General features: G+C 56.5%; 17 protein-coding genes. 9 read left to right on the top strand and 8 right to left on the bottom strand.

The genetic code is table 11. The features are described from left to right. Positions 1-162 precede the first annotated feature (162 nt). On the top strand, positions 163-1,182 hold the full coding sequence (locus B7E11_RS19950) for a LacI family DNA-binding transcriptional regulator (protein WP_080840905.1): 1,020 nt from the start codon (positions 163-165) through the stop codon (positions 1,180-1,182). Between the two features lie 79 nt (positions 1,183-1,261). Here the strand turns inward: B7E11_RS19950 and B7E11_RS19945 are convergent, their stop codons facing one another. After that, a complete protein-coding gene (locus B7E11_RS19945; protein WP_080837944.1) occupies positions 1,262-2,101 on the bottom strand; it encodes an SPL family radical SAM protein in 840 nt (279 codons plus the stop codon). 201 nt (positions 2,102-2,302) lie between these two features. Further along, positions 2,303-3,442 carry an MFS transporter gene (locus tag B7E11_RS19940; RefSeq protein ID WP_080837939.1) on the bottom strand — a complete coding sequence of 380 codons (1,140 nt, stop codon included), beginning with the start codon at positions 3,440-3,442 and terminating at the stop codon, positions 2,303-2,305. 401 nt (positions 3,443-3,843) lie between these two features. On the opposite strand from B7E11_RS19940, the gene B7E11_RS19935 reads away from it, so the two are divergent. Genes B7E11_RS19935 through B7E11_RS19925 form a run of 3 tightly spaced genes read left to right on the top strand, consistent with a single transcriptional unit; the run spans position 3,844 to position 5,709 of the window. Beyond that, the gene (locus B7E11_RS19935; RefSeq protein ID WP_080837937.1) at positions 3,844-4,698 is read left to right on the top strand and encodes an ABC transporter ATP-binding protein; all 855 of its coding nucleotides are present in this window, start codon (positions 3,844-3,846) and stop codon (positions 4,696-4,698) included. Further along, complete coding sequence (locus tag B7E11_RS19930; RefSeq protein WP_080837934.1) at positions 4,691-5,344, top strand: ABC-2 transporter permease; 654 nt, start codon at positions 4,691-4,693, stop codon at positions 5,342-5,344. Before B7E11_RS19935 ends, B7E11_RS19930 begins: the two co-directional genes overlap by 8 nt. Then, positions 5,344-5,709 (top strand): GntR family transcriptional regulator, encoded by a 366-nt coding sequence (locus tag B7E11_RS19925; protein WP_080837933.1) that lies wholly within the window; start codon positions 5,344-5,346, stop codon positions 5,707-5,709. Before B7E11_RS19930 ends, B7E11_RS19925 begins: the two co-directional genes overlap by 1 nt. 128 nt (positions 5,710-5,837) lie before the next feature. Here the strand turns inward: B7E11_RS19925 and B7E11_RS19920 are convergent, their stop codons facing one another. Continuing rightward, positions 5,838-7,181 carry an MFS transporter gene (locus B7E11_RS19920; RefSeq protein ID WP_080837930.1) on the bottom strand — a complete coding sequence of 448 codons (1,344 nt, stop codon included), beginning with the start codon at positions 7,179-7,181 and terminating at the stop codon, positions 5,838-5,840. Positions 7,182-7,296: 115 nt separating this feature from the next. On the opposite strand from B7E11_RS19920, the gene B7E11_RS19915 reads away from it, so the two are divergent. Then, a complete protein-coding gene (locus tag B7E11_RS19915; protein WP_080837926.1) occupies positions 7,297-8,178 on the top strand; it encodes a LysR family transcriptional regulator in 882 nt (293 codons plus the stop codon). A gap of 96 nt (positions 8,179-8,274) precedes the next feature. Here the strand turns inward: B7E11_RS19915 and B7E11_RS19910 are convergent, their stop codons facing one another. Next, positions 8,275-12,093: an LAGLIDADG family homing endonuclease gene (locus B7E11_RS19910; RefSeq protein ID WP_080840904.1), complete on the bottom strand. Its 3,819-nt coding sequence runs from the start codon at positions 12,091-12,093 to the stop codon at positions 8,275-8,277. Between the two features lie 494 nt (positions 12,094-12,587). Here B7E11_RS19910 and B7E11_RS19905 point away from each other — a divergent pair, with 494 nt between their 5' ends. Together B7E11_RS19905 and B7E11_RS19900 are read left to right on the top strand one after the other, a co-directional pair. Continuing rightward, positions 12,588-14,255: a DEAD/DEAH box helicase gene (locus B7E11_RS19905; RefSeq protein ID WP_245809859.1), complete on the top strand. Its 1,668-nt coding sequence runs from the start codon at positions 12,588-12,590 to the stop codon at positions 14,253-14,255. A 19-nt stretch (positions 14,256-14,274) separates the two neighbouring features. After that, positions 14,275-15,186, top strand: a complete 912-nt coding sequence (locus B7E11_RS19900; RefSeq protein WP_080837923.1) for a YqhG family protein — start codon at positions 14,275-14,277, stop codon at positions 15,184-15,186. Between the two features lie 468 nt (positions 15,187-15,654). On the opposite strand, the gene B7E11_RS29120 is transcribed toward B7E11_RS19900, so the two are convergent. Then, positions 15,655-15,852 (bottom strand): hypothetical protein, encoded by a 198-nt coding sequence (locus B7E11_RS29120; protein WP_139787263.1) that lies wholly within the window; start codon positions 15,850-15,852, stop codon positions 15,655-15,657. 418 nt (positions 15,853-16,270) lie between these two features. Here B7E11_RS29120 and B7E11_RS19890 point away from each other — a divergent pair, with 418 nt between their 5' ends. Beyond that, positions 16,271-17,416 (top strand): hypothetical protein, encoded by a 1,146-nt coding sequence (locus B7E11_RS19890; protein WP_080837919.1) that lies wholly within the window; start codon positions 16,271-16,273, stop codon positions 17,414-17,416. 553 nt (positions 17,417-17,969) lie between these two features. On the opposite strand, the gene B7E11_RS19885 is transcribed toward B7E11_RS19890, so the two are convergent. Further along, positions 17,970-18,179, bottom strand: coding sequence for a YqzE family protein (locus B7E11_RS19885; protein ID WP_080837916.1), 210 nt, complete (start codon positions 18,177-18,179; stop codon positions 17,970-17,972). A 148-nt stretch (positions 18,180-18,327) separates the two neighbouring features. Here B7E11_RS19885 and B7E11_RS19880 point away from each other — a divergent pair, with 148 nt between their 5' ends. After that, on the top strand, positions 18,328-19,152 hold the full coding sequence (locus tag B7E11_RS19880; RefSeq protein WP_240353410.1) for an N-acetylmuramoyl-L-alanine amidase family protein: 825 nt from the start codon (positions 18,328-18,330) through the stop codon (positions 19,150-19,152). Here B7E11_RS19880 and B7E11_RS19875 read toward each other — a convergent pair. Next, the gene (locus B7E11_RS19875) at positions 19,145-19,744 is read right to left on the bottom strand and encodes a response regulator transcription factor (RefSeq protein WP_080837915.1); all 600 of its coding nucleotides are present in this window, start codon (positions 19,742-19,744) and stop codon (positions 19,145-19,147) included. The genes B7E11_RS19880 and B7E11_RS19875 overlap by 8 nt on opposite strands. Then, positions 19,741-20,892 (bottom strand): sensor histidine kinase, encoded by a 1,152-nt coding sequence (locus tag B7E11_RS19870; protein ID WP_080837912.1) that lies wholly within the window; start codon positions 20,890-20,892, stop codon positions 19,741-19,743. The genes B7E11_RS19875 and B7E11_RS19870 overlap by 4 nt, the downstream gene beginning before the upstream one ends. Between the last annotated feature and the right edge of the window lie 43 nt (positions 20,893-20,935).

The following is a 20,935-nucleotide window of genomic DNA, read 5'->3' as shown; positions in this document are numbered from 1 at the left end:
TCTGAGCGATTCAGACGATTTGGCGATAATTATGTCCAAAATGGGCGTTAATCCATAGGGATTGGTGACGGAATCGTCTTCCTCTCCCGCTCGATGGTATAATAAATGAAAAATCAATCGAAAATGTGTGAAGGAAACGATTCCGAAAAGAGGGAAACGTACATGTCGAATAAGAAAAAAGTAACCATCGAGGACGTTGCCAAGCAGGCGGGAGTCGGAATTGCAACCGTCTCGCGCGCGCTTAATAATAGCGAAGGAATCAGCGAAAGCACCAAAGCCAAAATCATGCAAATCATCAAAGAGATGGGCTTTATTCCGAACACCTCTGCCCAGAGTTTAAAAGTCCGTCAGACCCATCAGATTGCCCTGGCGGTGCCGGACATTCGCAATGCCATTATCCCGGATATTGCCTGGGCCGTCGAACAAGCGGTAAAGCAGCACGGCTATAGGGTCGTCCAGATCAATACGCTAGGCAACGCTCAAACCGAAATCGAAATACTTCGAGAAATCAAGAAACTGCATGTCGACGGGCTCATTATTCTTCCTCTCGCCTACCCCAAGCAGCTCGAGGACCTCATCAACCATACTGGCGTGCCCGTTTCCGTGATCAACTACGGCAAGAAGATGAGCCCGGACCTCAAGGCGGATATCGTCGGCCTCGCTTATTCTGAAGGCAAGCTCGTCATGGAGCATCTGCAGCAGATCGGCCGGACTCGAATCGCTTATGCCGGCGCGCCGAAGAACAAGCTTGAAGAACGTTATTTGGCCTATGAGCAGTCGCTTCAAAGCGTCGATACTTCGCTTGTCTACTTCGGCGAAGATTTCAACTTCGAGACCGGACGGCAAGCTGCGAATTACTTCTATAGCCTGAAGCGAATGCCGGACGCGATTTATGCGGTGAACGACATGGTTGCGATCGGCATCGTCAACCGATTTAAGGAGCTGGGCGTGCGCGTGCCCGAAGACGTGGCCATCGTCGGCATCGACAACAATCTTTGGACGACGGTTACGTCGCCCCAGATCAGCTCCGTGTCCATTATGGGGACCGAAGTCGGGCGTCTTGCCGCCGAGCTTTTGCTGAAGCGCATAGAGGCGCAAGACGCTTCCGAATACGAACGCATCGAATTTGAACCCCGGCTCATCGTTCGCGAGTCCAGCGTCGTCATGAAGAAGTCCACCTGAATCTTTTTTCAATCAACGAAAAAACCGGCCCCAGATCTTCTGGGTATCCGGTTTTTGATTCGGGGGTTGTTTCTTGCGGTCAGATCGGAAATGCCTCTTCTTTCGAAACGCGAATCCTTTCACTGGGGAAAAATTTTTTGAAATAGTTCTCCACCTTGATATGCAAATCTTCGCTGTACCACTTCGATACATCATGCTCTTCGAACAGCCGGGGCATTCCTAACCGCGCGGAACGCTTCCCCCTCGAGCCGTCTCCGATCTGAAGCGTATCGATCCAAATCCGATCGGCGATTCCATCCAACAGCTTCGGGAATTCGGGGGTGAACGGCAAAACGGGAGAAATCGCAGCCTGAGTGAAAATTCCCGCATCGTGCACTTCTTTCAACGCTTGGATCCGCAATCCGATGCCGGGGGCAACGGGAGCAAAAATTCGCTTCATATCTTCCCGGTCGGTTTCGACCGTCATCGAGACGAGCAATTCGCATCTTTCCTTCAACTTCGCGAGCAGATCGATATCCCTTGCGACGAGCGGACCCCGAGTCTGGATTTGCAGCAAATCCGGCGGGCGTTCGATCATCTCCTCCAAAATCCCGCGGGTAAGCTTGACATCCCGTTCAACCGGTTGATAAGGGTCTGTCGCAGAGGACATAAAGATACGAACGGGTTTGTTGTTCCGTCTAAGCTTCATGATTTCTTTACGGTAATTTTCAACCGCGTTTGTTTTTACGTCCAACCATTCTCCCCACGAAGTTTCCTTGAACCTCTGAATCGGCATTTCCCTAACGTAACAATACTTGCAGGCAAACGCGCAGCCGCCGAACGGGTTCAAGGAATGCGTGAAGCCGATATCCAGGTAACCCTTCGCTTCGGTAAGAATGTTCCTGGAAAGGATTTCGTTCCTTACAGGGGGCTTGCTCATCGGTCTTCCCTTCTTTGCACGGGACTAAAAACCTGTCGATCCTTATTGTAATCTATTTTCGTCGAAAACATTAAAGACGATTCCGGGCTCGACTCACTCCTCCAACGAACGGACTGTTTTTCTTAGGAAGGTCGCAAGCGCCCCAATCAAAATGAAGCAACCGGACGCTGCAAGAACAAGAACCATCCCCGCTCCCGAACCCTACCTGTCTTGTAAACCGGGCTCCAGCCAACGATCCACCAATGGTCCCGTAACGATAAAAGAAAGCGGCGCTGTCAAAGCGTATAGTTGCCCGACAGCGGCAAAGACCCTCCCGTGCAAATGGCCGGGAACGTTGACTTGAATGAAGGAACTGAACAGTGCCCCCGTCATCGGCAGCGGCACCATAAGCAACAAAATGGAGACTCCCAGCAGCCAGTCATTCGCCGCGAAACCGAATATAACGAACATGACGGCGGTCAGAAGCGAACCGACGAACATCGGGATCAGGCGCTTGCGGAACGTAAGCCCGCTGATGACGAGCAGCGCGCCGCAAAGCGCCCCCGCATTCATGGCGCCAAGGAGCAAGGAAGTCAACCGGTCGCTGCCGGTTCGGGCGAGCAAATGAGGGATCGCCAGTTCCAGCGGACCGTTAAGCTGCAAATTCCACCATGCCATATATATAACGAGCGCGAGAAGCCCTTTTTGCCGGAAGATGTATGCAAACCCTTGAAACGCTTGCGCCCACAGCCCTTTCGCGTCCGAAGCCCCATCCGCCTCCCGCCTGCGCGTCTCTACGGAAATCGGCAGCAAAAGCGTCCCCGCAACAGCGGCCGCGAACGTCAAAAGATCAATCAGAATGATACCGGGAAGACCAACTGGCGCATAAAGCATGCCCGCCAAAAATGGGGCAAGGACGCTGGCGATCGGAAACATAAGCTCCTTCAGCCCATTGGCCTTATCCAACTCGCCCTCGGCTGCCTGCTCATACGTGACGGCAGCGATCGCCGGGACTTGCACGGCCGCAAACATCCCTTGAAGCGTAACGATCGTGTACAATTGCGAAAGCGGCAAATCCCCATCCGCAATGGCAAACAGCAACCAAAGCGTCCCCGCAGCCTGCCCGCAATCCGCGAAAATAATGAGCTTTTTCCGGTTGAACCGGTCAACCGCGAGCCCCAGCCATACACCTAACAATAACGCCGGCAATTCTTGAAACAGCGGGATGAGCAGCAGCGTCGTAACCGTGTCATATTCCTTTGCGAGCCAAATTCCAACCGCAATGCCGGACAGTCTGCTGCCTAACAAGGAAACGCCCTGCAATAAAAATAACGCGTATAGCGGCCTTTTTCGCCCAAGCACCGTTCAGCTTCTCCCCTTTAGCGCAAACAAAAAAAGCCTTCATAACGACATGAAAGCTTCCGACGGGATCCTCAGGATGCGCGCCTGTTTGCGTTACGTTAGCTTCGTTATGACGAATGTCGAACGACCGCGCAACCAAATAAGCCTCTGCCTTGGCTTACGATTCGACGCGTCGTTCTTATATTAGATTTGTTCAAATCCCGTCATAACGAAAGGTGAGGAGCATTTCGTATCGATTCCCCTTTGCAGTGCAGAACTTATTTACAATTAAATATACTACTCGTTTTGCCAACAGGCAATGCTTTCGGCCGCCGATCCTGGACTGTATTTGACGCAAGAACTTCCTTTGTGTTACATTGTGCATACACAAGATACACAATTTTAAAAGCGGAGGTAACGATATGCTGGCTTTGGATATCCGAAATTTAAATAAAAAATACGTGCATTTTCAGCTAAAAGACGTTTCTTTCCAACTGGAAAAGGGATATATCATGGGATTTATCGGAGCCAACGGAGCCGGAAAAACCACCACCATCAAATCCATATTGAATTTGATTCAAGCGGATAGCGGCGAGATCCGCGTTCTGGGCAAAAGCATGGCCGAGCACGAACTCGAGTTGAAACAGGAAATCGGCTCCGCTTTCGGAAACATCGATTTTTACACCCGCAGCAAAATCAAAACGTTAACGAATGTGGTCAAAACGTTCTATCGCAATTGGGATGATGAAACCTACTACAAGTATCTGAAAAAATTCAACTTGATCGAAGACAAAAAAATAGCCGAATTATCGACCGGAATGAAAGTCAAGTACAGTCTGGCGCTTGCTTTGTCCCACGGCGCAAAACTGCTTGTTCTGGATGAACCGACCAGCGGACTCGATCCGGTTGCCAGAGACGACCTGTTGGACACTTTCCAGGAGCTGGTGCAGGACGGTGAAATCAGCATCCTTTTTTCAACTCATATCACCTCCGACTTGGAAAAGTGCGCCGATTATATTACCTATATCCATAACGGACGAATTATCAACAGTTCCGAAAAAGAAGCATTCAGCGAAGCGTACCGTTTGTTGAATGGCAGCATGGAACAACTGGACTTGGTTAAAAGCCGACTCATTGCCTACAAAACCAATTCTTTCGGCTTTACCGGCTTGATTCATGCGAAAGACTTCGACCCGTCTTCAGGCATAAAATCGACCCTCCCGAATCTGGAAGAAATCATGATCTACTATTCGAAAATGGAGGGTACCTATGTATAGCTTATTGATGAAGGAACTGAAACTCGGCGTCAATCCTTTCTTTTATGTACTGCCCCTTTTGACAGGCGCCTTGATGTTAATCCCGGGATGGCTTTACTTCCTGGTCATCCTGTACTTTTGTTTTATCACCGTGCCGAATATGCTGGGAGGCTATAAAAGCCAGAACGATCTCATGTTCACCAGCATGCTGCCCGTATCGAAAAAAGACATCGTCAAGGCAAGGGTATCCTTTATTGTGATCTTGGAATTGCTGCACTTGGTAATCGCCGCCATCTATGGCATGATCAGCGTTCGTTTATATCCGAATCTGACCTACCTTTTCTTTTCGCCGTCGTTCGGCTTTTGGGGATTATGTTTCGTCATGCTAGCTATATTCAATATCATCTTGATCCCCATGTATTTCAAGACGGCGTATAAATACGGGGCGCCAACGATTGCCTCCACCCTGGCTGCCCTCCTGTTTGCCGGGAGCGCGGAATGGATCGGCATTCAAAACTCGTACGTGTTTGAACTTTTCAAGGGGACGGGCGCCGATCGCATCGCAATACATGCACTGATCCTGGCTGCGGGTATCGCGATATTTGCAATCGCTACGATAATTGCTTATCATATTGCCTACAAACGGTTCTTGAAAGTGGAATTGTAATGAACGTTGCCATTTCGAACACGTCCGAGAAACCTATCTACCAACAGCTCTACGAACAAATCGGCGCGCAAATTCTTAAGGGCGAGTTGGAAAGCGGGTATCCTCTCCCCCCTATCCGACAAGCGGCCACCGAGCTTCGAGTCAGTATTATTACCGTCAAAAAAGCCTGGGAAGAGCTCGAGCGGCTTGGTTTGATCTACACCGTGACCGGCAAAGGATGCTTTGTCAACGATCTCTCGCCCGGCGACAAGCTCCAAAAGCGCAATGAAATCATCTTGCAGCAGATGCTTATCGACGCTTCGTATTACAAATCCTTTGGTCTTACTTTAGAGGAGGTTGTCGAGCTGCTGAAGGAAATTTATTGATGCGATGAATCGCTGGCCAACGGTTGGTGCAGCCGAATAGCCTCTTTCCTGGCGATCCGGATTAATTGCGGCACGAAGCAGCAGAGCCCATAACCCGGCGGCTCCGCTTTTTCTGCTTCATATATTACTTACCCGCGCTCACCCGTTCTGCTTCCAAAACGTACACGATACACGATCCATATTCCCAAAACGGCTAACGTTAAAACGAAGTAAATGTTGCCGTACACATAGGAGTTCTTTTCTTCTACGAATGGATTCAAACTGAACGAAGCACCGTGGTCGACGATTTTGCTGTAAATGCCGGTGGCAATTGCCCCGGACAGAAAATTCAACATCGATAGCAGCCCCATACCGATACCGGTCTGTTCGTTCGGCAGCGTTCTGGAGATCGTATTGGACAATGCGATTTGGAAAAACATCAGCCCGACATTCCCGAATATAAGGAAAACGGCTACTAAGACGGGGGAACCTCCCAACGAAAAAAGATACATCAACGAGAAGCAAACAAAAAGCAGCACGCTCGCAATCGCGAGCAGTGTCGAATTTCCTTTGGCATCAGCAAGTTTCCCTGCTTTACGCCCCAATAACGCCGAGACGGCGGCTCCAGGCACCATGATGAAACCGATCAGCCCGGGGGATAGGTCATGGACGTCTGCCAACAGCTGCGGGGTAAGAAGCAGCAGACAATATCCGACAGAAACGCCCATTACTGCGATCGCGAGTCCTAGGGAATAATCGACGTTCCGAAACAGGGAAGGATTGACGAATGGCGACGTCGCTTTATGAATACGGACAACGAACAGAAGCAACGCTGCCGCGCTCATTGCAGCCGACAGCCCGTTCTCGAACGTAAGGGTTAGCAGTAAACCGGCCACCGTGCACGCAAGAAGTCCTCCGCCGATCCAATCGAGTTTTCCTCCTTTTCCCTGCTCGTCGTTGAGATATTTACGGTAGAAAGGCAGAGTGACGACAAGCAGCAGCGGCAGACAAAACAACCATCGCCAATGAGCGAAGCTGACAAGCGTTGCGGATACGACAGGCCCGATCGTCCCCCCGATCGCAAGCCCGGTTGCCGTAATGCCGAGCGCCCATCCCCGCCTCTCGGCAAAAAAACGTATCGGCACGATCATCGCCATCGCAGGAATGACTGCCGCACCGCATGCCTGCAATATTCTGCCCAGAAGAACCATCCAAAAAGCTCCGGAAACCAGTCCAATTAACGATCCGATACAGAAGAAGAGGATTCCGAACGTGACCAGGCTCTTTAATTTGATTAGATCGGCTAATTTACTATAAATAGCCGAACCGATCGCATAGATAAGAGAATAGATGGCGGATACCCAGCTTACCTGCGCGTAGGTGAGCTGAAACTCCGCGGCCATCTTCGGCAACACGATATTAAACATGGTCGCACTCATGGAAGACAGAATCATGGTGAATGCGAGGGTATAGATCAACTTATCGGATTTCATCGAAATTCCCCTTTCTTTTAGATACACGTTATTTTACAATCAAAAATAGATAATAAATAATACATGTTAATTTATGTTTCGATAACTTCGGGTATATGGATCAGGAGGGACAGCTTTGGAACTGCTGCAGTTACACTATTTTCGAACCGTTGCCGCATTGGAACATATGACCAAAGCAGCTGAACAGCTCCATGTTGCGCAGCCGGCACTTAGCAAAACAATCTCAAGGCTGGAGGAAGATCTTGGCGTTCCGTTGTTCGATCGCGCCAATCGGCAGATTCGGCTGAATCCTTTCGGCAAAGCCTACCTCGCGAAAGTCGAAGCAGCTTTATCTTTGTTGGAAGAGGGAAAAAAAGAAGTGAAGGATATGGCGGGGTTGGAGCGAGGGACAATCAGAATCGCCACGAATGCGCTAAACCGTCTCACGCCTGCGATTTCGGCTTTCCGCGAACGTTATCCGGACATCCGCTTCCGCATCAATCAGATTGCGCCTGCCGAGTCTTACCGCATTGAGATGCTCTTGGAGCAAGGCGACGCGGACCTCGGGTTCGGACCGTTATCGTCCCATAAACCGACCATTCGCGAATGCCCCGTACTGCATACAGAGGTCTATCTTGCCGTGCCCCATGGCCACCGGTTTGAGCGTCTGAGCGACATTGCCTTGGTGCAGGCCGCCGACGAGCCGTTCATCGAATATAAGCCCGGGCATCCGTTTCGTGAGGTTAATGACGCAATCAGCCGTCGAGCGGGAATTCAGCGGACAATCGTCTGTGAAGTAGAGGAGCCTGCCGCACTCGGCAGCCTCGTGCAAGCGGGCCTGGGGGTCGCATTCGTTCCGGGATGCAGAGGCGACGAAGTAACGCAGTACACTTTGCTGCCTATTCAAGGGACGGATAACAGGCGCGCCTTCTCCGTATTGTGGAATGAAGCTCGCTATTTACCTAAAGCCGTGCGTGAATTTCAACGGTTCCTTATCGAGTTCTTTTCTGATCAATAATGGAGAAAGTAAATGAATAGGCCAACCAGAAATTTCTGGTTGACCTAATAATAAAGCCCAGGGTTCAACCCCTGGGCTCATTCACCGGTTCGCTTATCAACTGCACTTGCTGTACCCGCAGTTCGAGCACGTCTTGCACCCCTCGACGTACAGCAGCGAGGCCGAGCCGCAGGACGGGCACAGGTCGGTAGACGTGTAAGCGACCGGCAGCGACCGGCCGGCGTAGCTTGCGACCGGCCCGCTTTCCGCCGCGGCCGCAAGCGGAGGCTCGCTCATGGCCGAGCCTTCGTGCCCCTCCTGCGCCGAGCCGGAGTGCAGCTCCAGCGCCTGGGCGACGGCGTCGGCGATCGATTCGACTCGGTTCGGGCCGAAGCCGACGGCTCCGGTCCCGCCGATGCCCTTCAGGTGCTTGATGAGCAGCTGCACCTTGTTGCCGTGGTCGCCGTACCGCAGGAACAGCGAGCAGACCCGGCCAAGCGCCTCGGCCATTGCGAATACGTCGGAGCCGGCTTTGCCGACGTTGAGGAAAATTTCGCCCGGCGTGCCGTCGATGTCGTTCACCGTAATGTAGGCCATGCCGAACGGCGTGTTGAACTTGTAGGTCGCGCCGCGCAGCACCTTCGGCCGGCTCTTGTACTGCTTGTCGAACACCTTCGCCTGCTGCGGAGTGACCGAGACGTTCAGCGTCCGATCGATTTCGCCGATCGCGGCCTCATCCGACTCAGCCGTCGCGGAAGCTTCCGCGACCGTGCCGCCCGCCGCGCCATGCGCGGTTTCGCTCGCCGAACCGGCAGCAGCGGCAATCGCTCCGCCGCCCTCCGGCGCCTCGGATTTCGGCGCGTCCTTTTCCCCGTCCTTCGTCGTGCTCAGCACCTGCACGTCCCGGCTGCCGTCGCGGTAGATGGTCACGCCCTTGCAGCCGAGCTCGAACGCCAGCTCATACAGCTTGGCGGTTTCTTCCACCGTGAAGTCGGCCGGACAGTTCGCCGTTTTCGAAATCGAGCTGTCGACCCAGCGCTGGATGGCCGCCTGCACGCGGATATGATCCTCGGCCGACAAATCCATCGCGGTCGCGAACCACGGCGGCAGGTCCTCGCCCGGATGCTCGTCCTTCCATTCCTGCGCGATCGGCACGTACTGCTTGTCGAAGCCGAGCCGGCTTTGCCGGAAATATTCGAACGCGAAATACGGCTCGATGCCGGTGGACGTGCCGACCATCGTCCCCGTGGAACCCGTCGGCGCCTGGGTGATGACGGTCACGTTCCGCATGCCTTTCGCCCGCACCGCTTCGGCGACTTCCGGGAACGTGCCGGCCATATTTTTCATGAAGCCGCTTTGCAGGTACTTTTCGGCGTCGAACTCGGGGAACGAGCCCTTCTCCGCCGCGATTTCCGCCGAAGCCAAATACGCTTCCCGCGCGATAAAGCCGTACAGCTTGTCGAGAAAGCCAAGGCTTTCCGGACTGCCGTAACGGATGCGCAGGCGGATCATCAGTTCCGCGAGCCCCATCGTCCCCAGGCCGACGCGGCGCTCCTTCTTCTGGTTCGCTTCATTTTCCGGGAAATGATACGGCGTTTTGTCGATGACGTTGTCCAGGAAGCGGGTCGAGTAGCGAACGACCTCCGCCAGCTCGTCCCAGGCGACGTCGTGCTTGTCGGCGTCGTAAAATTTGGACAGGTTGATCGCCGACAGGTTGCAGACGCCCCACGCGGGAAGGCCCTGTTCCCCGCAGTTGTGCGCGACGAAGCCGTTGGCTAAAAGCGAATGCGTAGCCGGCTCCGTGATATCGTACACGGTCACGGTTTCCCCCGGCGTTACGCTTTCCACCCGCGACACGAACTTTTCCGATTTGCGCGATTTGCGGGCGATGGACTCCAGCGCCTCTTGTTTGCGCCCGAGCATGCGGAACCCGATTTGTTCATGAAACTCGGCAATATTGTTGCCGCTCAGAATCAATTCGTAAAACGTTCCGCTCTCGTAAATCCGATGCTCGCCGGCCTTCGTCGTATATTCGAACCGAGCCTGGGACCGCTTCGTCCGCTCGTAAATCAAGCCGTGAATGCCATAGTTGAGCAGCAGCAGCTGGACGCCTTGGAGCAGCTTTTTCGAAGCGGAAGCGAGGCGTACGGTACGGTGCATCTCATCTCGCGTATACACCGTTCCGTCCGCGCTGAACAGCGCTTGGAGAAAAGCGGTGACGGTCGGCTTGGCCGCCGTGAACAACGCTTCGGGAACTTCTTTGCCGGCCGCTTTCTCTTGCTTCACCCCGAGCGACAGCAGGCGGTCCCGCAATTCTTTTCGCCACCAATACACTTGCTTTGTTCCATTGTCCCGCTCGTACACTTTGGCCTTGACGCCCGCAATCGCTTCGCCAGCCTCCACAAGCCGGCGGACGGCTTCCTCGTCTTCCCCTCCGAACACCATGCCGACGTCGCCTCGCTTCGAAATCCAGCCGTCGCCGGTCAGCCAGCCGAGAAAGTGCCCCCACTCCTCGCCAAGGTCGTCGCTTTCGGCGAACATGCCTTCCCCGGATTGAATGTAGACGTAATCGTCGGGAGTCAACTCCCGCGCTTCCTTCCAACCGTTATCCGTGTAAATGCGGTGATCCGGGGTCACTTTCAGCTCCATGCCGTTTTGAAGCGCGACGTTTACCGTCTCCTTCTCGCCGGTCGGAAATACGACGGCCGAACGCATCCGGACGCCCGGAATTTCGTACGACCGCCCGTTGACGACTTTAACCTGCTCCATGAGCCGGACGTCCGTTCCGACCCGGAAGGCTTCGCCGCCCATTTTCCGGTACAGATCTTCGATGCGCATAAGGCCGAATTCCGTCGTGATTCTCGTGTCCGGATGGAAACACGGATTCGTCGCGATGATCGGATTAAAATACCAGCTGTTCGACATCTCGTTGTAATATTCCATGAACACGACGCCCGGCTCGGCCGACTTCCAGGCGGATTCGATGATTTTGTTCCAGACGTCGCGCGCGCGGACGATCCGGTACGGAACGACCGGCTTGCCGAGCTTTTTCCACTTGTTCAGGTCGCCGTCCCACAGCTTGTCGTACTCGGGATCGGTCGTATCCGGAAAAACGAGCTCCCACTGGAGATCTTCCTTGACCGCCCGCATGAAGGCGTTGCTGACGCAAACGGACAGATTCGCGTTCGTCACCATGCCCGGCGTCTGCTTGACCGTAATAAACTCCTCGACGTCCGGATGCCAGTCGTTGATCATCAGCATGAGCGCGCCCCGCCGGCTTCCGCCCTGCTCGATCAGCCCCGTCGCGTAGCTGAACAGGCCGCCCCACGACACCGAACCGCTGGACGAGCCGTTCACGCCCTGCACGACCGCGCGGCGCGGACGCAGCGAGGACAGGTTAATGCCGACGCCGCCGCCCCGGGCCATGATTTCGGTCATTTCGGTCAGCGTGTGCATGATGCCGCCGCGGCTGTCGTGCGGGGACGGGATGACGTAGCAGTTGAAAAGCGTCAGCTCCTCGCTCGCGCCCGCTCCGGCCGCGATCCGTCCGCCGGGAACGAGCTTCCAGTCGTCCAGCAGCCAGCGGAATTTCCCGTTCCATTCCTTCCGTTTTTCCTCGGTCGCCTCGACCGAAGCCATCGCGCCGGCCAGACGGTCCCACATTTCCTCCGGGGTTTTCTCCACGGTCAGCGTCAGCTTGTCGACGTCGGATTCGACGAGTTCCCCGCTTCGCGTGCGAACCGTCGCTTTCCGGCCGTTGCGGCTTACGACTTCGCCGACTTCCTTCGCGGGAAATTTCGGATCGTCCTTGGTGAGAACGAGCACGACATCGCCCGGCTTCGTTTCGTCGGTATTGGCGTTTTTCCAGGCGTAACGGTCCAAAAAAATTTTTTCGCTGAGTCCCGTAAGGCGCTGCGCGTTCACCGTCGTTTTCATCCGTTGCATCCTCTCCCCGGCGTCCTTCCAAGCTTGCTTCGGGATCCGCTTCCCTGCGGCGGCGGTTTCCCGGGACGCTCCATATTCAATATATTGTGCGTGAAAAACATTGTACCATACCATATCTTGTATTTCTATCGACCGATCGGAGCATTCGTCCGTCCTGTTCCCGGAAGAAAACAAGCAGGGTCCCGAATGCTCCTATTTTCTCCCTTTTCCTTCCGAAGCGGGTTTGAAACGGTTCCGTTTGCTCATACTAAAATCAAAAGAGAAGAAGAGAAAGCCGCATCGCGCGAGAAGAGGAGGACAGCACCTTGCCTATCCAACCTGCCGAAGGGCCCGCCGGATCTCCGGCCCTTTCCGACGTTCCGATCCCCCAGCCGATCGCCGAAAACCGCGGGGTTACCGTTTCGGTTTCGGTCTCCGTCTCCGGTTCCGCTGCCGATCACGCCGGTCTCCCGGACAAAACGGCGCCGGCCCAGCCGCCGCGCAAACTGCACCCGCTTGTCGAACTTCACGTCGACCGTAGCTCGTTCGAGGAATTGGAGCGCCGGATCGAACGCAACGGCCCTTGGGACGACTGGTCGCTGTACCGGATGGCATGGGAGGCCGAGGAAGCGCGCCGCGTGTCCGATTTCCGCGAGCTGCAGTGCATGCGGCTGCTGCCCGGCTTCACCCCGCTCCCCCACCAGACCGAAACGGCGCGCCGCGTCCTGCACGAGATGAGAGGCAGGGCGATATTGGCGGACGAGGTCGGACTCGGCAAAACGATTGAAGCAGGGCTCGTGCTCAAGGAATATCTCGTTCGCGGTCTCGTTCGCCGCGTCCTGATCCTCGTTCCCGCCTCCCTCGTGCTTCAGTGGGTACGGGAGCTGAACGGCAAATTCGGCATTCCGGCGATCGCTCACAAGAAGCTTTATCATTGGAACAACGACATCGTCGTCGCTTCAATGGATACGGCCAAGCGCGACCCGCACCGCGCCTATTTGCGCGACAGCGAATACGACATGCTGATCATCGACGAGGCGCACAAGCTGAAAAACAAAAACACGGGCAACTATCAGTTCGTCAGCGAGCTCCGCAAAAAATATTGCCTGCTGCTGACCGCCACCCCCGTTCAGAACGATTTGTCGGAGCTGTACAACCTGATTACGCTGCTCAAGCCCGGCCAGCTCGGCGGCGAGGGCGAATTCGCCGCCAACTTCGTCGAAGGCCGCCGCCAGGCCAAAAACGAGGACAAGCTGCAAGCCGCGCTTGGCCAGGTCATGATCCGCAACCGCCGCAGCGACGGCGGCGTGGAATTTACGAAGCGCTCTGTCGCGAACGTCCCGCTTCGCCTGTCGGCGGACGAGCAGGCGCTGTACGACGGGGTGACGCAGTACGTCCGCGAGTACGCCAGGTCCGAACGCGGGGATCTGGCCAGCATGCTCTCGCTCGTCACGCTGCAGCGCGAGGTTTGCTCGAGCCGCGACGCCGTCTTTTTGACGCTGATCAATCTGTCCAAAAAAACGCCGCCCGACTCCCCGCTGCACAACCGGATCTGGGAACTGGTCGAGCTTATCCGCAACATCAAGTCGAATTCGAAAGCGGAAGCGACGATGCAGCTCGTCGAAAGCATCGGGGAAAAGGTGATCGTCTTCACCGAATACCGAGCGACGCAGGATTATCTCATCCGCTACTTCCAGGAGCGCGGACTGTCCGCCGTGCCTTACCGCGGAGGCATGAACCGGGGCAAAAAAGACTGGATGATGGACCTGTTCCGCCGCAGGGCGCAGGTGCTGGTTGCCACCGAAGCGGGAGGCGAAGGGATCAACCTGCAGTTTTGCCACCATATCGTCAACTTCGATTTGCCGTGGAATCCGATGCGGGTGGAGCAGCGGATCGGGCGGGTTCACCGGCTCGGCCAGACCGAGGACGTCAAAATTTTCAACCTGTGCACCGTCGGAACGATCGAAGAGCATATCGTGCACCTGCTCCACGAGAAAATCAACATGTTCCAGATGGTCATCGGCGAGCTCGACGAAATCGTGGAACGGATGGAACGCGAGGAATCGCTGGAGCGCAGATTGGCCAAAATGGTGCTCGAATCCGCCGACGAGCGGGACCTTCGCCTGCGGATCGACGGGCTGGGCGATTCGCTGCTCGCGCAGCGCAAATCCTAGAAACGGGAGCCATCGACACATGAACGCGAAGCAAGTGCAGCGCTTTGTAATGTCTTACCTGGAAGCAACGGGCAGCGACATTCTGGAAAAAAGCCCGGCGCACGTCGTCGTCCGGCTTTCGCCCGAAGCGGACCGGGCGCTGACGAACCGGCCGTACTACTGGAGCTTCGTCGACCGCACCGGCGCCGCGCCGGAAACGATGACGTATCGCTGGAGCTTCGGCCACCCCGCCGAAAAGGAAGCCGGCTCCTCGCCCGCGGACCCGCCCGGAAGCCAGCCCCCGGCGGGCGCCGCCATGCCGGCGATGCCGGCTTCCGGCCCGCGCGCGATCCCGGAGGACGTCTACTTCGGCTCGCGGCGGCTCGATCAATTTTTCGAATCCGTGCAAAAGGCCGGCCGCTGCGTCACGATGTTTGAGGAGCCTTCGAAGCGCGCCGCCGTCGGCCCGCTCGGATCGGTCCCTTATACCGCTTGGCTCGGGGCGAATTTCAAGGTCGGCTTCGAATGCGACATGAAGCGCGAGGAGCTGTTCGGCTGGGGCATCTCGCTTGCGACGGGCGTCATCGACGAAACGTTTCTCGATCGGCTTAGCGAAAAGCGCATGACCCCGCGGCTGCCGGCCAACGTGCATTTGCTGCCCAACGGGCTTTCGCTGCGCAAAGCGATGTCCCAATTGGAGCACGCGCTGGAACGCAAGCTGAAAACGTACGATTTCGCCTGGGCGGTCGAAGCCGAGGAACGGAGGGTCGACGAGCTCGACAGGCTCGAATCGTATTACCGGCCGATGATCGAACGCGCGGAGGGCGAGCAGAAGGAAGCGCTCCAGGCTAGACTCAAGCAGCGGGCCGAAGAAATCGACTGGCAGTATCGCCCGCGCGTAAGTATGTCCGTCATCAATTGCGGCATTTTTCATCTTCCCGGAATCGGGTAAAAGGGAAAAACGAGCAGCAATCGACATAACCGTCCCCATTCGGCGAAAAAACGCGGACACCGTTCAACAGCATCGGCGGGGCTTGTCCGCTAACATGGAAAGTAGGGCTTCGGGGCGCAGCCAGCCCCGCAGGCTTGGGGACATGACGTGGCCAGCATGACTCTGAACCCGGTTGATTCGGGCTTTCCCCTGCGATTTGGATAGCGGTCGCATTCATAAGGCGGTTCCGATCTGCGCGGTTCGATTGGCGCTTCGGTTGACGGTTCGATCGGTGGTTCCGATTGACTTTTCGGCGGCAGTTCGGTTAGCGGTTCGATTGGCGGTTCGATTGGCGGTTCGATTGGCGGTTCGATTGGCGGTTCGATTGGCGATTCGATTGACTTTTCGGTCGGCGGTTCGCCTGCCAATTTCCTGCGCGGTTATCGGATGGTGACGGCGCAGGTCAAAACCTGCAAACCCGCATCCTTTTTAAGCATAACGACCGACTAAGCGCAAAATTCCTGCGAAAGTGCAGGCTTTACCGGAGCCTATGCCCATTTTCTGCGTGATCGGCCAGAAAAACCTGCATTTTGGCATCAAAATGCTCCATACGCCCACGATTTGCAGGAAAAGGCTGACAATTGCAGGATTGTTGCGGACGTCGACGGATTCGATTTTTCTAACCAATACGCCGTTTCGCCTTATGAACAAACCTGTTCGTGTTCTCGGCGTCCGGCTCGATTGGGTCTCGTCCAACGAAAAAGCTGTGCTTGACCTTGCCAACAAACTTATTCGTACTCACATCATCGGCTAGATTGATTTCTCCAATGAATACGCTGTGCTTCACCTTACCAGCAAACCTGTTCGTACACTCATCATCGGCTAGATTGGATTTCATCCAACGAAAAAAGCCGCTTTTTCAAACTCGCCGGGCCTGGTTGGATTTTGTCCAACGAAAAACCTGACATAAGCGACTTTTTCGAAAAATCGGTCCGCTTGGTTGGATGATTTCCAGCGTAGGATCGAATTTTGTCCGATTTCCCTTTCCTGATTGGATATTTTCCAACGTAGCCCCTCATTATCGACGTAGGCAGGTGACGTGCAAATGAAAATCAGCAAAATGACGCGCGCCGCAACCGGATGGACGGCCGCCATCGCCCTGCTGTTGGCGGCGAATCTCCCCGCGACGACGGCTTCCGCGGCGGAACTGCCCGCTATAGCGGCTTCCGCGGGGGATCTCCTCGTGACGGCTGAGCCCGCGGCAGCTTTCCCCGCGGCGGCGGCACCCGCGGCTTCTCCCGCGGCGGCGATCCGCACCTCCGCCGCGCTTAGCGTCGCCCCGGCGAGCACTGACGGCGCGCCCGGCGCAGCCGCGGCCGCAAGCCTGGCCGCGGCTTCCTTCCGCTCGCCGCCGGACGTGCGCGCGCTTTCGCTCCGGCCGGCGGCCGAAGGAACGGCAGCGAAGCTTCGGGCCGCGGCGGCGGAATGGATGAACCGGCTGGCGCGGGAGCCGGCGTTCGCGGAATGGAAAGACGCGACGGCGGAAATCGCGCCGCTCGGTCCGGGAACGCATGCATGGCTCGCCACCGTGAGCAATAACGGCAAGCCGGTCGGCTACATGGTCATCTACGCCGCCGAAGACGGATCGTACCGGCTCGGCGAATACGGCGCCGGGCCGCAGCCGTTGTTCGACGCGGCCGCGCTGAGGCGCTCGCTGGAGGAAAACGGGCTCATCACCGCCTCCCAAGCGCGCGCCGAATCATACCGCGCGGTCCGGCATTATTTTCATCCGTTCGCGGCGATGTGGGAAGCGCGCGTCGGAAGCGAGACCTACTGGCTCGACGCCAAGACCGGCGAACTGCTGCCGATCGGCGTCTCGGGCTGGGACGAGCTGCGGCGCAAGCTGACGGCCGACGCAGCCTCTTACGTGCCAGGCGCTTCTCCGGATCCGAAAGCGGCTTCCGGCCGTTTCGTCCTTAACGAAACGTTCGATCCTTACGAACGCCTTCCCTGGCTCATGAACGAAAGTCCGTTCGACGGAGCGGACGACGCCAAAGTGAAAACCCGCTTGGAGCAGAGCGGCCATTTGCGGTTCGTCGTTTCCCCTTTCGGCGAATCGATGCTGTATGCCCAGCCCGTCGTCGGTTATCACCAGTGGTCCCCGCAGCGGCTGGATCTGGCAATCGACATGAACGGGATCCGCTTTATCCCGGCAGATACGCTGAAGAAACTAGGACTGTTTTATCTATAATAAAAAACGCTGTCCGTTATATGAAGAGGGTGTAAGGTGAGCCATTTTTACTAAGCAGCTTACGGAAGGGTGTGCTTGGCGGGTTGAGATGAGTCGCCACGACTCAACCGGATCGACAGCAGGCGGGCGATGGCGGCGAGATGAGTCATTTTTACTCAACTGCTTACGGATGCGTGCGCTTGGCAGGTTGAGATGAGTCGCCACGACTCAACCGGATCGGCAGCGGGCGCGCGATGGCGGCGAGATGAGTCATTTTTACTCAAATACGTACGGATGCGTGCGCTTGGCCAGTTGAGATGAGTCGCCACGACTCAACCGTATCGGCAGCGGGCGCGCGATGGCGGCGAGATGAGTCATTTTTACTCAAATACGTACGGATGCGTGTGCTTGGCGGGTTGAGATGAGTCGCCACGACTCAACCGATCGCGGAGGGGCCGAGCCGTCGGCGAGCGGTGCGCCTGTGCCGCGTAAGCTTGCGTTGAGCGCTTTCACACCGTGAAGAATTAAACTTCCTTAACTGCAAACAAGTTAAACAAGCCGCGGCGCTCCCGATTCACGAACCGGGAACGTGCGGCTTGTTTTTTTTCCGCTCCTGCCACCATAACTGAACGCCTACCGCGAGCAATCCGAACCAGCGGACGCCCCAAGGCTCGCGCGCCTGCTTCCGGCGCTGCTTTTGCTCTTTTTTGCTTTCCGCCGGAGTCGTCAAATATGCCGCAAACCGGTTGGTCAGCAGCTTCAGCCATTCCAATCCGTCGCCCATTCCATCCGCCTCCTTGTCGGCTCACTGCCTATAGGATGCCCCGCCGGAGACGTTTCCAAACGGCCAGAGTTTTACGCGAACCTGCATGAGAGCCACCTTCCCGAGCCAATCTAGAAAAAGCAAACCGCTAACGAAGGAAGGAAAAGCGATGAGGTCGTCCATGAACCGCGCGCTCCGAGCCGCCTTATCGGCGGCGTTTGCGCTCCTGCTTCTGTATTCGCCGGCCGCGGCTGCCGGCGCGAAAGACAGCGTGCCTTCGGCCGGGCTCACGACCGGCGCGAAAGACAGCGTGCCCGCCGCCGGGCCCATGGCCGGCGCAAAAGGCGGCCTGCCCCCGGCCGGGCCCGAGGGCGCAGGCGTCCCCGCGCGCGGGCTTTTGCCGCATTCGCTGCCCGCCGCGGACGTGCTGATCGATGCCGGACACGGCGGCATCGATTCCGGAACGCATTACAAAGAGGTAATGGAAAAGGATATCAACCTTGCCATCGCGCGCAAGCTTTACTTGATTTTGCGCAGCCACGGCGTGCGCGCCGTCCTGAACCGGACCGGCGATTATGCGCTGAGCGACGAAAACCGCTGGCACCGCGCTTCGCGCCACAGCCGGGATTTGTCCCAGCGCGGCAGCTTGACCGAGGAAATCGAGGCGCGAACGTTCGTCAGCATTCACGTCAATTGGTCGCCGAAAGGCAGCAAGCGCGGCCCTCTCGTCATTCACCAGAAAGAAGGCCGAAGCGCCCTGCTCGCTTCGTTCATCCAGCAGTCGCTGAACCGTCAGCAAAACACGAAAAGACTCCCGCAGGCGGGAGGCAAATATTACGTGCTGAACCGGATTCGGGTGCCGAGCGTCATCGTCGAAACGGGCTTCCTGAACCATGCGGGCGACCGGGCGATGCTGACGAGCTCGCACGGGCAAACCCGGGTGGCGGCGGCCATAGCCGAAGGCATTTTCGCTTATCGCTGCGTGACTACTTGAACCAGCCCTTCTCCTTGAACCGAGTGATAGCTTCGATCCGGTTGCTGACGCCCAGCTTGTCCAAAATGACCGAAATGTAGTTTCGCACGGTTCCGGTCGTAATGTACAGCTGGCTGGCGATTTCCTTCGTGTTTTTGCCGTCCGCGATCAGTCCGAGCACCCGCTTCTCCTGCTCGGTGAGCGGATTTTCTTCGCCGTACACCTCGTCCATCAGCTCCGGCGCGAAAATCCGCTGACCGGCCATCACCTGCCGGATCGAATTCGCCAGCTCCTCGCTCGGGCTGTCCTTCAGCAGATAAGCCGAGACGCCGGCTTTCAGCGCCCGGTTGAAGTATCCCGCGCGGGCGAAAGTGGTCAAGATCATCACCTTGCAGCCCGTGCCTTTCAGCTCCTCCGCCGCTTCCAGCCCGCTTTTGACCGGCATTTCGATGTCCATGATGCAGACGTCGGGCCGATGAAGCCGGGCCAGGGCGACGGCTTCCTCGCCGTTGGCGGCCCGGCCGACGACGCGCATATCCTCCTCGAGCTCGAGCAATGAAGCGAGAGCTCCCAGCAGCATCCGCTGATCTTCCGCAATGATCAAGGAAATCATGGCAAATCGTCCTCCTTCCCCGCGCCGGCCTGTCTCGTCAGGTTCGGCACTTTGATGATTAACGCGGCTCCGTTTCCCTGGCTCGATATAATCTCCAGGCTGCCGTTGACGAATTCGAGCCTTTCCGCCATTCCCCGCAAGCCATTGCCGCGGGCGCGGCCCTCTTTCCCGGTAAATCCGATCCCGTCATCCGTTACCCGGATCGTAAGCTCCGTCGGCGAAGGCTCGATATCGACGGAGCAGATGTCGGCGCGGCTGTGCTTGACGACGTTCGTGACCGCTTCCTTGAGACACATGGCCGCAACGTTTTCGTTCAGCATCGATATCGTATTCAAGTAAGGCTCGCCCGTCAGCCTGAATTCGATATGGGCCGCGGACAAAATCTGCTTCACCCGAAAGATTTCGTCGGACAGGCGCGAGCCGCGCATCTCCGTCACCAGCTCCCGGACTTCCTTAAGCGCGGTTCGGGCCGTCTGGCGGACATCCGCCAGCTCCGCCTGCGCGCGCCGCGGGTCCGCGTCGATCAGCTTGCCGGCGAGGTCGATTTTCAGCCCGATAAGCGACAGCTTCTGGCCGAGCGTATCGTGCAAATCCCGCGCGATCCGCTGCCGCTCCTCCTGCTTGACGAGCTCGGCGATCCGCTTGTTCGCGTCCTCCAACTGCACTTGCAGCTGTCCGCGTTTATTCCGGTAATACGTGCTGAACGGCAGCAAAATGACGGCGACGAGGCAGACGAACATAAACGGAAACTGGTTGAGAAACACCTGCTTCGATACGAAAATGCCGAAATTGACGCTGACGAACGTCGACAGCAGATGAATCGAGTACAGCGTAAAGAAACCGACCCTGTTTTGAATGTTGCCGATAAAAAAGGCGAGAAAAATCGAAAAATAAACGTAGCCGTATGCCATCGTCATCACGATCGAAATCACGATCTGGATGCTGGTCCAGAAATAGACCCACCATCCCTTGGTGACGAAGGACATCATGTAGCAGCCGAAAAAAAGAAAAATCATGACGATGCCGATGGCAATTTCGTACGGAGACGACGAGCGCAAAATGAAATAAAACGGCAGAATACAGAACACAACCCAAACATATGGGCTAAGTCCTGTATTCCTCGTGAAAATCTGGTACCATTTCTGCATGACGGCCCACCTTTGTGCCGGATGTCCGCTAGCCGGTCGCTCC

The sequence above is a fragment of the Cohnella massiliensis genome (assembly GCF_900169535.1).
GTDB lineage: Bacteria > Bacillota > Bacilli > Paenibacillales > Paenibacillaceae > Cohnella > Cohnella algarum.
The sequence above is the reverse complement of the archived record's forward strand: the minus strand, read 5'-3'. Positions and strand labels throughout refer to the sequence as shown.

Bases quoted from the DNA above. Each gene is read 5' to 3' on its own strand.
- B7E11_RS19950 (WP_080840905.1), top strand. From the start codon at position 163: ATGTCGAATAAGAAAAAAGTAACCATCGAGGACGTTGCCAAGCAGGCG.
- B7E11_RS19945 (WP_080837944.1), bottom strand. From the start codon at position 2,101: ATGAGCAAGCCCCCTGTAAGGAACGAAATCCTTTCCAGGAACATTCTT.
- B7E11_RS19935 (WP_080837937.1), top strand. From the start codon at position 3,844: ATGCTGGCTTTGGATATCCGAAATTTAAATAAAAAATACGTGCATTTT.
- B7E11_RS19930 (WP_080837934.1), top strand. From the start codon at position 4,691: ATGTATAGCTTATTGATGAAGGAACTGAAACTCGGCGTCAATCCTTTC.
- B7E11_RS19925 (WP_080837933.1), top strand. From the start codon at position 5,344: ATGAACGTTGCCATTTCGAACACGTCCGAGAAACCTATCTACCAACAG.
- B7E11_RS19920 (WP_080837930.1), bottom strand. From the start codon at position 7,181: ATGAAATCCGATAAGTTGATCTATACCCTCGCATTCACCATGATTCTG.
- B7E11_RS19910 (WP_080840904.1), bottom strand. From the start codon at position 12,093: ATGAAAACGACGGTGAACGCGCAGCGCCTTACGGGACTCAGCGAAAAA.
- B7E11_RS19900 (WP_080837923.1), top strand. From the start codon at position 14,275: ATGAACGCGAAGCAAGTGCAGCGCTTTGTAATGTCTTACCTGGAAGCA.
- B7E11_RS19890 (WP_080837919.1), top strand. From the start codon at position 16,271: ATGAAAATCAGCAAAATGACGCGCGCCGCAACCGGATGGACGGCCGCC.
- B7E11_RS19885 (WP_080837916.1), bottom strand. From the start codon at position 18,179: ATGGGCGACGGATTGGAATGGCTGAAGCTGCTGACCAACCGGTTTGCG.
- B7E11_RS19880 (WP_240353410.1), top strand. From the start codon at position 18,328: ATGAGGTCGTCCATGAACCGCGCGCTCCGAGCCGCCTTATCGGCGGCG.
- B7E11_RS19875 (WP_080837915.1), bottom strand. From the start codon at position 19,744: ATGATTTCCTTGATCATTGCGGAAGATCAGCGGATGCTGCTGGGAGCT.
- B7E11_RS19870 (WP_080837912.1), bottom strand. From the start codon at position 20,892: ATGCAGAAATGGTACCAGATTTTCACGAGGAATACAGGACTTAGCCCA.